This is a genomic window from Lwoffella lincolnii, from assembly GCF_002014765.1.
In the GTDB taxonomy this organism is placed as follows: Bacteria; Pseudomonadota; Gammaproteobacteria; order Pseudomonadales; family Moraxellaceae; genus Psychrobacter; species Psychrobacter lincolnii.
Map to the genome: position 1 here is coordinate 113,808 of NZ_MUYT01000002.1, position 11,589 is coordinate 125,396.

At 41.5% G+C, this 11,589-nt stretch carries 12 protein-coding genes and 1 pseudogene; 7 read left to right on the forward strand and 6 right to left on the reverse strand.

The features are described from left to right. Positions 1 to 77 precede the first annotated feature (77 nt). Positions 78 to 698: a nucleotide exchange factor GrpE gene (grpE, locus tag B0682_RS01820; RefSeq protein WP_078306396.1), complete on the reverse strand. Its 621-nt coding sequence runs from the start codon at positions 696 to 698 to the stop codon at positions 78 to 80. A gap of 524 nt (positions 699 to 1,222) precedes the next feature. Here grpE and B0682_RS01825 point away from each other — a divergent pair. From B0682_RS01825 to hisH, 7 genes are all read left to right on the forward strand, one after another. Further along, positions 1,223 to 1,402 (forward strand): hypothetical protein, encoded by a 180-nt coding sequence (locus tag B0682_RS01825; RefSeq protein WP_078306397.1) that lies wholly within the window; start codon positions 1,223 to 1,225, stop codon positions 1,400 to 1,402. Positions 1,403 to 1,637: 235 nt separating this feature from the next. Further along, positions 1,638 to 3,119, forward strand: a complete 1,482-nt coding sequence (gene mpl, locus B0682_RS01830) for a UDP-N-acetylmuramate:L-alanyl-gamma-D-glutamyl-meso-diaminopimelate ligase (RefSeq protein ID WP_078306398.1) — start codon at positions 1,638 to 1,640, stop codon at positions 3,117 to 3,119. A gap of 221 nt (positions 3,120 to 3,340) precedes the next feature. Next, on the forward strand, positions 3,341 to 3,598 hold the full coding sequence (locus B0682_RS01835; protein ID WP_078306449.1) for a GlsB/YeaQ/YmgE family stress response membrane protein: 258 nt from the start codon (positions 3,341 to 3,343) through the stop codon (positions 3,596 to 3,598). A 337-nt stretch (positions 3,599 to 3,935) separates the two neighbouring features. After that, positions 3,936 to 4,460: a peptide deformylase gene (def, locus tag B0682_RS01845; protein ID WP_078306400.1), complete on the forward strand. Its 525-nt coding sequence runs from the start codon at positions 3,936 to 3,938 to the stop codon at positions 4,458 to 4,460. A 73-nt stretch (positions 4,461 to 4,533) separates the two neighbouring features. After that, a complete protein-coding gene (locus B0682_RS01850; RefSeq protein WP_078306401.1) occupies positions 4,534 to 5,712 on the forward strand; it encodes a type III PLP-dependent enzyme in 1,179 nt (392 codons plus the stop codon). Between the two features lie 9 nt (positions 5,713 to 5,721). Continuing rightward, complete coding sequence (gene hisB / locus B0682_RS01855; protein ID WP_078306402.1) at positions 5,722 to 6,360, forward strand: imidazoleglycerol-phosphate dehydratase HisB; 639 nt, start codon at positions 5,722 to 5,724, stop codon at positions 6,358 to 6,360. A 34-nt stretch (positions 6,361 to 6,394) separates the two neighbouring features. After that, a complete protein-coding gene (gene hisH, locus B0682_RS01860) occupies positions 6,395 to 7,045 on the forward strand; it encodes an imidazole glycerol phosphate synthase subunit HisH (protein ID WP_078306403.1) in 651 nt (216 codons plus the stop codon). Between the two features lie 84 nt (positions 7,046 to 7,129). Here the strand turns inward: hisH and B0682_RS01865 are convergent, their stop codons facing one another. From B0682_RS01865 to trmE, 5 genes and pseudogenes are all read right to left on the reverse strand, one after another. Next, complete coding sequence (locus B0682_RS01865; protein ID WP_078306404.1) at positions 7,130 to 8,476, reverse strand: CAP domain-containing protein; 1,347 nt, start codon at positions 8,474 to 8,476, stop codon at positions 7,130 to 7,132. Between the two features lie 170 nt (positions 8,477 to 8,646). Further along, a complete protein-coding gene (locus tag B0682_RS01870; protein ID WP_078306405.1) occupies positions 8,647 to 9,318 on the reverse strand; it encodes a riboflavin synthase in 672 nt (223 codons plus the stop codon). Between the two features lie 316 nt (positions 9,319 to 9,634). After that, positions 9,635 to 10,747 (reverse strand): bifunctional diaminohydroxyphosphoribosylaminopyrimidine deaminase/5-amino-6-(5-phosphoribosylamino)uracil reductase RibD, encoded by a 1,113-nt coding sequence (ribD, locus tag B0682_RS01875; RefSeq protein WP_078306406.1) that lies wholly within the window; start codon positions 10,745 to 10,747, stop codon positions 9,635 to 9,637. A 41-nt stretch (positions 10,748 to 10,788) separates the two neighbouring features. Further along, positions 10,789 to 11,277: a transcriptional regulator NrdR gene (gene nrdR / locus B0682_RS01880; protein ID WP_078306407.1), complete on the reverse strand. Its 489-nt coding sequence runs from the start codon at positions 11,275 to 11,277 to the stop codon at positions 10,789 to 10,791. A 16-nt stretch (positions 11,278 to 11,293) separates the two neighbouring features. Further along, a pseudogene (gene trmE / locus B0682_RS09585) lies at positions 11,294 to 11,589 on the reverse strand (tRNA uridine-5-carboxymethylaminomethyl(34) synthesis GTPase MnmE); the annotation flags it as partial.

The window sequence follows — 11,589 nt, forward strand, 5'->3', positions numbered from 1 at the left end:
ATTTTTTCAAGGGGTAAAACAATATTTTTGTTATTTTCATTCTAATTTTTATCCCTTTTTTACCCACCTACTTTTTTTTACCCACCTACTTTTACCATGGCAGGACGGACAGAGCGACCATTTAAGGTATAGCCCTTTTGTAACACTTCGCCCACCATATCAGCATCAGCATCAGTGTCAATGCCCACGGCTTCATGATATTCAGGGTTAAATTTTTCACCTTGTGGGTCAACCACTTCGACGCCATGTTTGTTTAATACGGTTAATAAGGACTTATGAGTAAGCTTCACCCCATCCATGATGGCATCATCGGCATTATCATCATTTTGTACGCTGATGATGGCTCGCTCTAGGTTGTCTACCACTTCTAACAGCTCTTTTACAAATTTTTGCAAGGCAAATTTTTTGGCTTTATCTGTTTCTTGTTCCATGCGTTTTTGGGCGTTATAAGACTCAGCATTGGCACGAGCTTGCCCTTCTTTAGCGGCTTTGACTTCGCTTTCTAGCTCAGCAATGCGAGCTTTAAAGGTATCTAAGTCGATGTTGTTTTTGATGGTATCATCATCTTGGTTGTGCTGTGGATCAAATTCATTGATGGTTTGCTCCAGCACGGTCGCTTGTTCATCTAGGTTGCTATGATTGGCAGATGGCTCGTTTAGATGTTGTGCTTGCTGGTTTTTGGGGGTGGTGTCATTCATGATTGCTCCTTTTTTGACCAAATGTCATCTGTGGACTGTGGACTAACTGTCGTTTTATTAAATACTGTTTATTAAATACTGTTTATTAAATACTGTTTATTAAATACCGTCATTTTGACTTAACTATCATTATACCGCCTACTTATCGCTTGGCTTATTCATCACTTTGCTGGGAAAACAAATGGTGGGCAGGTGATGGACAGTGGTTGTGTTGTTTGTATTGATAATGGTCATGGGGCAGATTTTCAAGATAATAGGGGTATTTTGTTGCATAAATTTATTTTTATCAATTTTGTGAGTCATGACAGGTTAAGGTGTGTTGTGGTTGTGCAACTTTATGTTGCTTATTAGACAAGCGGTAAGATGATTAGACAAACGGTAAGATGATGGGTTGGAATGGATGGTATTTTGTGATGGTATTTGTTATTCTGATAAAGAGTTGGTTTTTATGCTTTAACCACTAACCACTCTTACTCTTAACTCAATCACTCTTAACAAATTTTATCAATTACAAGGAACAGTGTATGTCACAGACCAAATTTGATGTAAAAATTTCTGATAAAGATAAAGCCGATGAAATCGTTAAAAAGACTGAAAATGTGCAAGGCGTTAAGTTTGTTAACGTCAATTTGGACAACTGTATCGTGGTTACCCATGGCGATGACTTCGATGAAGCCGCATTTAAATCAGCGGCAGGTATCTAAACGTTGCTTTTTAGGCGTTACTTTTTAAACATGTTTTTTTAAACATGACGTTACTTTGTCATAGTATCAAAAATTAGCGTTATTAAAAATCACAGTGAACAAAAAGCTGGCAGTTTGCTGGCTTTTTTATTGTTTGTTTATTGTTGAACTTTGATTACAATGGACATTTTGACAACGTATTAATTGACAACGCATTGAATTTTTACAACGTATTGAAACATATTGAGATGCTGATATGCACATTCATATTTTAGGGATTTGTGGCACGTTTATGGGGTCTCTTGCTTTATTGGCAAAAGAGCTAGGACACACGGTAACAGGCTCAGATGCCAATATCTATCCACCCATGTCCACTCAGCTTAAGCAAGCAGGGGTTGAGATTATGCAAGGCCATCATGCAAGCCATCTACAGCCTGCTCCTGATTTGGTGATTGTGGGTAATGCCATGAAACGGGGCATTGATGCGGTTGAATATCTGTTAAACACACGCATTCCTTACACATCAGGACCGCAGTTTTTGGCAGAGCATGTCTTGCAATACCGTCATGTGTTGGCAGTGGCAGGTACGCATGGCAAAACCACCACCACCACCATGCTTGCGTGGATTTTACATTATGCAGGGATTGATACAGGATTTTTGATTGGTGGTGTGCCATTGGTAAGCACCGATGACACACGCTTGCAAAACACCTTTGCTTACAGCAGTTATTTGGGCAAAAACTCAACAGATGACCAAGATGGTTATTTCGTCATTGAAGCGGACGAATACGACAGTGCGTTTTTTGATAAGCGGTCTAAGTTTGTGCATTATCGTCCCACCACCGTGATTTTAAACAACCTAGAATATGACCATGCCGACATATTTCCCAATTTGCAAGCCATTCAAACTCAATTTCACCACATGATACGCATGATACCATCAAGTGGTCGCATCATCATGCCAAGCCATAGTGAAAGCCTAGAACACACCATTAATAAGGGTTGTTGGACACCGATTTGGCGGACAGGCATTGACACTGATATTAACATTGGCAATGAACAAACCAATGAACAAATTGACTGGCAAGGCAAATTGGTTAAAGAAGATGGCTCAGTGTTTCATGTGAAACATGGTGATACGGTCGGTCGTGTTGAATGGTCAATGAGCGGTGTACATAGTGTCAATAATGGCTTAGTTGCCATTGTGGCTGCCCATCATGTGGGAGTAAGCATTGAAACAGCCTGTGAAGCCCTATGCAACTTTGCAGGCATCAAACGCCGTATGGAACTGGTCGGCACAATTCATAAAGGTGAACACACCATTGACGTGTATGATGACTTTGCCCACCACCCAACGGCGATAGCAACCACGCTTGATGGGGCAAAAAAACGCTTTACCAACCGCCCCAAACGCAACATCTGGGCAATCATTGAGCCACGCTCTAACACCATGAAACTTGGCACACATCAAAATTTGCTTGCCCCATCTGCATGTCTTGCTGACCATGTGATTTGGTATCAACCTGCCAATTTAGGCTGGTCAGTGGTTGATGCCATTGGCGATGCTGTTAATCAGCAGGTGATGACCACGACCGACGAGATTATCCGTTATGTTTGCAAAAATATTGGTGATGATGATGCGGTAATCATCATGTCAAATGGGGATTTTGAAGGCATTCATGGGCGATTGGTTCGGGCGTTACAAACCCATACCCAGACATTTAAGGCAGACACTTAAAGCAAGCACTCAAAACAGATACTTAAGTTAACATAAGTTACCATAAACTTACCATAATCTTGCTTAATCATCATAATAGACAATCAATATCAATATGAATGATGATGACGCATGTGCTAGTATGTCCCAACAACATTTAAGAACCTTATTAAGAATTGGTAAAAACCAACATTGGTGGAAACCAACCAATAAAACATGATAATACAGGAGTGATGACCATGATGAGTTTTATTTGGATGTTAATCATTGGTTTGGTGGCAGGTCTGCTTGCCCGAGCCATCAAACCTGGTAGAGATGCCATGGGTTGGGTGATGACCATCATATTGGGTATTGCTGGTGCGTTTGTTGGCGGACTATTGGCAAGTGTTCTTGGCATCAGTGCTGATGGCGGTATGGTTGGTTTGATATTTTCTGTGATTGGGGCGATTATCTTATTATTTGCCTATGAATTCATCACAGGAAAGCGTCGTATTGGTTAGGTATTCGTACTTAGCTTATTTTGTGATTGGTTGATTTTGTACTTAAGTTTTGGTGGTGTTAATGGTTTTAATGTATTAACCGCCATATCCACTGTGTCCGTTGTTTCCGTGTCCACATCTGCTGACAGTGTGAACAAGGCTTTATTGGTATTGATTTTTCCTTTAATCAGTTTGCCGTTATCATCAGCACAGTTATTTAAACACAGTTATATAGCAAAGTCATCATAAGCCTCTTGCCACCTTTTTTTAAGATGGCAAGATTTTTGTTATTTGTGTCATTTTTTTTTATAATATGGGCTGATTTTAATGATTCATCTTTTTTTTATTAGGTAATATTATGGCTCTACTTCCCATCTTAAACTATCCAGACCCACGCTTGCGTACCATTGCCAAACCTGTAGAAACAGTCGATGCTGACATACAAACATTGATAGCAGATATGTTTGAGACCATGTATGAAGCCAATGGCGTTGGGCTTGCTGCCACGCAAGTGGACCGTCATATTCAACTGATTGTCATGGATTTATCCAAAGAGCGTCATGCCCCAAGAGTGTTCATTAATCCAAAAGTAACGCCATTGATAGAGGAAAAAGCCCCTTATGAAGAAGGTTGTCTGTCTGTCCCTGATGTGTATGACAGCGTTGACCGCCCAACCAAAGTCAAAATTAATGCCTTAGATAAAGATGGTCATGCCTTTGAAGAAGAAGCTGAAGGCTTATTGGCGGTGTGCATTCAACATGAAATCGACCATTTAAATGGCGTATTGTTTATCGATTATCTGTCTACGCTTAAACAATCTCGCGCCAGAGATAAGGTGCGTAAAGTGGTCAAACAACGTGAAAAAGAAAAACAAGCCAGCTAATGTAAGCTGGTTTGGTTTTTAATTAATTTTTATTTTTATTTAACAAAGCCTTTAAGTTAAAAGGAATGTGTTTATGATTAAAATAGAACAATATTTTGACCAAGCTCAATGGCAAAAATTCACCAAAGCTTCTGAAGGCAGACAAACGCCGTTTTTGGTGGTGGACTTAAGTCGCATCAAAACCAAATTTGAAGAAATGGTTGAGCTGTTCCCCAAAGCCAAAATCCACTATGCCATGAAAGCCAGTCCAGCCGTGGAAGTGATTGAGTTATTGGCAGGTTTGGGTTCTAACTTTGATTGTGCATCGATTTATGAGTTAGATAGGGTATTGAGTGTTGGTGTTGAGCCAGAACGCATCTCTTATGGCAATACCATCAAAAAAGCCAGCCATGTTAAGTATGCCTATGATAAAGGTATCCGCTTATACGCCACTGATTCAAAAGCCGACTTACAAAATATTGCTGAACAAGCCCCCGGTTCAAAAATCTTTGTCCGTATCTTGGTTCAAGGTTCAGAAACCGCTGAATGGCCATTGTCTCGTAAATTTGGCTGTCACCCTGATATGGCAATTGACCTTTTGGTACAAGCTAAACAATTGGGTTTAGAGCCTTATGGCATCAGCTTTCATGTGGGCAGTCAGCAAAAAGACGTGGCCGCATGGGACGATGCCCTAGCCAAAGTCAAGTACATGTCCGACTGGATGAAGTATGAAGAGGGCATTAAACTTAAAATGATTAATTTAGGGGGTGGTTTTCCCACCAACTACATCAGCGAAGTCAACCCCATTAAAGTCTATGCCGATGAAATTAACCGCTATTTGGCAGAAGATTACGCAGATGAAGAAGACATGCCAGAAATCATTTTAGAGCCAGGGCGTTCTTTGGTTGGTGGCAGTGGTGTGCTGGTGTCTGAAGTGGTGCTCATCTCTCGCAAATCTCGCACCGACTTGACCCGTTGGGTATATACCGATGTGGGGCTGTTTCAAGGATTGATTGAGACCTTAGGTGAGGCCATCAAATACCCTGTGTACACGCCAAAAATGGAAACGTCCACTGATGCAGGTACTGTGGTGTTGGCAGGTCCTACTTGTGATTCAACCGACATCATGTATGAAGAAACCAACTACAAACTGCCACAAGAGCTTGAGATTGGTGATAGAATTTATTGGCTCACCACAGGGGCATATACCAACTCGTACTCATCAGTTGAGTTTAACGGTTTTCCGCCATTGGAAGTGGTGTATATTGATTAGAGACATTTTATGACATCAGCAAACACAACCCAAACCACTCAATCGCTTGTCAAATTCGCCCACCGCATCGCATCTGTTGAGCGTCATACCGCTGAAACACACATCAACATCAAGGTCAATCTGGACGGCACAGGACAAGGGGTGATTGACACAGGTGTGCCATTTCTTGACCATATGTTAGAGCAAATCAAGCGTCATGGTCTGTTTGACTTAGACATTCATTGCACAGGTGACACCCACATTGATGACCATCATAGTGTTGAAGACACAGGCATCAGCTTAGGGCAAGCGTTTGCTAAAGCCTTGGGGGATAAAAAAGGCATTCGTCGTTATGGGCATTTTTATGCCCCACTTGATGAAAGCTTAAGCCGTGCGGTGGTGGACATCTCAGGTCGCTCAGGGCTACACATGGACATTGCTTTTACTCGATCGCATGTGGGCAGTTTTGATGTGGACTTGTTCAGTGAGTTTTTCTTTGGCTTTGTCAATCATGCGATGATGACGGTGCATCTGGATAACTTAAAAGGCAAGAACAGTCATCATCAGATTGAAAGTGCCTTTAAAGCTTTTGCCAGAGCGTTACGCATGGCGTGCGAATATGACCAAAGAGCTTTAGATACCCTACCATCTACTAAAGACGCTTTATGATAAAAAAGCTTTATGATAAAAGGAAAATAAAGCAATGACAAAAGTTGCGTTATTGGATTATGGCATGGGCAATCTGCATTCAGTGGCGAAAGCCTTGAGCCGTGTGGGGGCTGATGTCAGCCTAACTTGCGACCCAAGACAAGTTGCTAAAGCTGACAAGATTGTATTCCCTGGCGTGGGGGCAATGCGTGACTGCATGGCAGGCATGGTAGAGACTGGCATTGATGAGATGGTGCGTCAAATGGTGTTTAATAAGCCCATGATGGCAATCTGTGTGGGCATGCAAGCCTTGTTTGATGAATCAGAAGAAAATGATGGAACAACCGCATTGGGCATATTATCAGGTCATGTTCGACGCTTTGACGATAATTGCACAAATGCCAATAACACAACTTTCAATAACACAGCCCTTAAAGTGCCACATATGGGTTGGAACACCATTTACGATATGGATTTAACACATTCTCTTTGGCAAAACATCCATGAAAATACCCACTTTTACTTCATACACAGCTATTACTGTCAACCCAATGATGCCAATTTAACCGCATCTACTTGTGATTATGGTCAGCCGTTTTGTGCCAGTATCATCAAAGACAATCTGTTTGCCACCCAATTCCACCCAGAAAAAAGCCACACCGCAGGGTTACAACTATTAAAAAATTTTGTTGATTGGCAAACCTAACACCACATAAAAACCGCCACAAACCTTTTTGTGGCGGTTTTTATGGTTATGTTTTGGGTTTTTACTTGCTGGTTTTTTACTTAACTAACCGTAGTTGGTCTTGCCAGTGCTAAAGGTAAATGAATGTGATGTTTTAGGTTTGCCATCTACAGAGATGTCAAAGCTGACTTGATACTTGGTGTTGGGATATAAACCACAACTGTTGGCTTTAAAACTGTCACCTAAGAGTTTTAATTCATTGGCATCACAGCTGTTACGGGCGATGTCATCAGTCAACGGAATGATGAACATTTCATTGGCACGAAGACGTTTATTTGGGTCATTATCTTTTGTCAGCTCATGGGTTTTAAGCGAGATGTTTCTTTGGATATCAAAGAATTTAACGTTGGTCACAACAATGTTATTGGCAGTTGGGTGATTTATCCATATGGGTTGTCCAACTGGTCTTTTATTCAGATCACGTGTGCCTTGAAATGGATTCGGACTTTCTGAATAAAGAGCTGTCTGAGTGTTTGTCACTCCCTCACAAGGATAGGTAATGATACCATCACCATTTATTCCTTGTATGGTAGTATGATGATTGGCATCATCACGATGAATACCAGCCATTGTCTCTAATATATGACCACGATTCTTTTTAGAATCTGTTTTATATGGTGTATAAGCAATCAATGACGCAGCCCCCTGAGTCCAGCGACTATCCATAAGACCAGCCAAGTGATATGGAGCTGCCAATAAACCATTCAACATAACCACAGCATGGTCAGTGTTTTCTTGAAAATGACCTAAAGAAGAATAAGACCAACTCTTACTAAGATTTTCTGTAAGCATTAAAGACAAATAACCAGCAGATTTAGCCCTGTCACTTGGTTGAATGCCTCGGTAATATGGGTTTTTCTTCCCAGTTACATGAATATAATATCTATTTTCATGTTCACCATGACTATTATAGCCATAGCCTTGAATTTGAGCATTGGTATACAGATAGGCAAGATAAGCAGCATGTTGATTAGACGCATCTTGTAGGTTATCTTGTGGTTTGACTGCTTTTATCCCACATTGCATGCGACGCATATTCCATTCATTCAATACTGCTAAGCTGGCAGATTTATCTATTAGTTGACTTGCCTCTGATACTCCTAAAATAGGCGTTAATGGCTTGTTCGTGTTGGTTGTATTTATGGTGGTATCTTGAGATGTTGGTGATGGTTTTTTGGGTGTACTAGGTATACTGGGCTTGGTAGGTTTGGTGGCAACAGAAAGATCAGATGTGTGATTTGATGGTGTTGATGGCTCTGATGGCTTTGTTGACGTAGAAGAAGATGTGGGATTAGATCCACCTCCCCCACCACACGCCATTAGCGTTGCTGACACCATGGCAATGACCGATAGTTTTATGGGTGATTGCATGGAATGTATGGAATGTTTCATAAAAATATCACCTTTGTTTTATTACTCAATAACGACAACACTGCTTGTCTCAAGTAGGAACATAACACCATAACGTAAGCCATATGAGAATATAAATAAAGTTGTTTTTAGACAAACGGTTAAAATAACTTCTAATCGGAAAAATAACTCGACTGGTGTTTGGTGCGCCCTTATCTTTTAAAGCCATTATCCGCCAAAAAAGCTTCAGTCAATGTACCTAAGTGATGTGATGTGCCGTGATTCTCCACCATCAACAACCGCTCAAGATAGCGTGCCACCACGTCCACCTCAATATTGACATCAGCACCTAGGTGCCAATGTTTGCCAATGTTTGTAACCTCTGCTGTGTGTGGAATGATGTTCAGACACACCACATTATCTTTAACCAAATTGGTGGTTAAGCTGATGCCATCAATGGTGATAGAGCCTTTGGTTGCGGTGTATCGTTGTAGCTCTTTTGGCAAGCTGATTTCAACATAAAGAGAACGTGCGTCTTTTTTTACGGTGCTGACTTTACCCACACCGTCCACATGTCCTGACACCATATGACCACCAAAGCGAGTGGTGGGCAACATCGCCTTTTCTAAATTGATAACATCACCAATTTTCCAGTGAAGCAAAGTGGTCTTATCAAGTGTTTCACGTGAAACATCAACCGCATAGCAACTGGCTGATTTATCCATATCCACCACAGTCAAACAGATGCCATTACTGGCAATAGAGTCGCCCAACTTAACATCAGAAAAATCCAAATCATATGATTCTATAATCAAACGAGCATCACCTTGAATGGGCTGAATGCTTTGAATAATGCCTGTGCTTTCGATAATGCCTGTAAACATATTATTTTCTCATTCAAATCAAAATTATCAAATTTGCCTGTGGATAACTTAAATAATCAGCCCATAACAACGTCAATTAAACACGCATTATCAAAGTTATCCACAGATTAACCATGAACAACATGATGGGCATTGACGATTGTCAGTCACACAGATGTTTCACATGAAACCATTGATATCATCAACTTTTTAATAAAAAATGACGGTTGGTGATGTTTCACATGAAACCAATCATCGCTGTTTTACCAAAATTTTTAGCAAGTTATCCACAAGGTGTCAAATTTACCCTGAGCATGTTGAGCCAACTGCCGAAAACTTACCCACTGTGGGTGATGGACGTGGCGTGTAATGTTAATTTGACGTCTTGTCCCAAACGCTCATAAGACATCAACTCATATCGCTTTTGCTGAGCAAGCGTATCAATACAAAATTTTGCCATTGCTTTGCCATGATGACCCAACAAACAAGGGGCTTGATAGATGATCAACTCATCAAGCAAATCCTGCTCAATAAAACCACCTGCCACTGTGCCACCTGCTTCTACCAGCACATCATAGCATTGATAAGTGCTGACTAAGTTTTTTAATAAGTCTGTTAGGTTACCTGACCAAAATAAGGTATCATGACGCTGACAAACTTGATAGGGGCTATTGGCATTTAGCCGTTTTTGACGGTCTAATATGACCACTTTAGGCTGTGGTATTTGTGTGGCATCAATGTCTGCATCAATGCCCAATGAATTTGAGCGAACGGTTAAACTGGGATCATCATCAATGATGGTTTGACTGCCTGTGATGATGGCAGCTGATAATGCTCGCAGATGTTGCACATCGTGGCGTGCGGATGTGCCAGTTATCCATTTTGATTCACCTGATGCCATGGCGATACGACCATCAAGGCTGATTGCCATTTTTAATCGCACATATGGCAAAGCGGTACGCATTGCTTTTAAAAACCCTTTATTTAAGCTTTCTGCCTGTTTTTTTAGCACACCCACACTGACATCAATACCTGCACGCTTTAGCATATGAATGCCACGTCCTGATACCTTAGGATTTGGGTCAAGCCCTGCCACCACCACACGAGCAATTTTGGCGTCAATCAACGCCAACGCACATGGCGGTGTGCGACCTGTGTGGCTACACGGCTCTAAAGTAACGTAAGCTGTCGCACCATGGAGCTTATCTGGATACTGGGTTTGGGCTTGACGCAAAGCAAATACTTCGGCATGTGGCTGACCTGCTTTTGGGTGATGACCCATGCCAATAATCTGACCATCTTTCACAATCACACACCCCACCATGGGATTGGGACGAGTGGTGTAACTGCCCTTTTTGGCTTCACTGATGGCAAGGTGCATATAATACACATCTTGTGAGCAAGTATTTTGACCAAAGACGCTGTTGATGGTGGGTGGATTGGTTATCATGGTTTGCCTTTTGGCTGTTTGTGAAAGGATGTGAATGACCTTTATTGCTTATCTGGGTGCCGATTGTCTAAGTACTGTATATCGGGGCGAATATTTGCCAACTCTTTTTGAAAAGCAGCAATGTCTTGAAAGTCTCGGTACACACTGGCAAAACGCACATACGCCACATCATCAACTTCCTTTAATTCACTCATGACAATCTCGCCGAGCACTTTGCTTAAGATTTCACGTTCACCCATTTGCCTTAGGCGTTTTTCAATGCGGCTAATCATGGCATCTTGTTCATCAATGGTAATGGGGCGTTTTTGTAGAGGTAGCATGATGGAACGGCGTAATTTATCAGCGTCAAATGGTTCAATTTTACCGCTGGATTTGATGATGCGTGGCATCACCACCTCAACCACCTCAAAAGTGGTAAAGCGTTCCTGACAATGATTGCATTGTCGCCGTCTGCGAACCTGAGACCCTTCGGCAGCCAAACGTGAATCAATGACTTTGGTATCTTGAGTATTGCAATAAGGGCAATGCATGATGGTGTCCTATGGTCTATTTGCCAATACAAAAACTGCCAAAAATCTTACCCAATAAATCATCAGCAGTAAATTCACCTGTAATCTCACTTAAGCTAAGCTGAGCTTGTCTAAGACTTTCTGCCACCAATTCACCTGCATGATACACAGACAACTGTTCATCAGCTTCATTGACAAAGCTCAGCGTACGTTTTAGGGCATCAACATGCCTTGTGCGAGCAATTAAGCTGTTTTCAGATGGGTGAAAACCAACCATATCACACAGCTGACGTGTCAACTCATCAATGCCTTGTGATGTTTCACATGAAACAT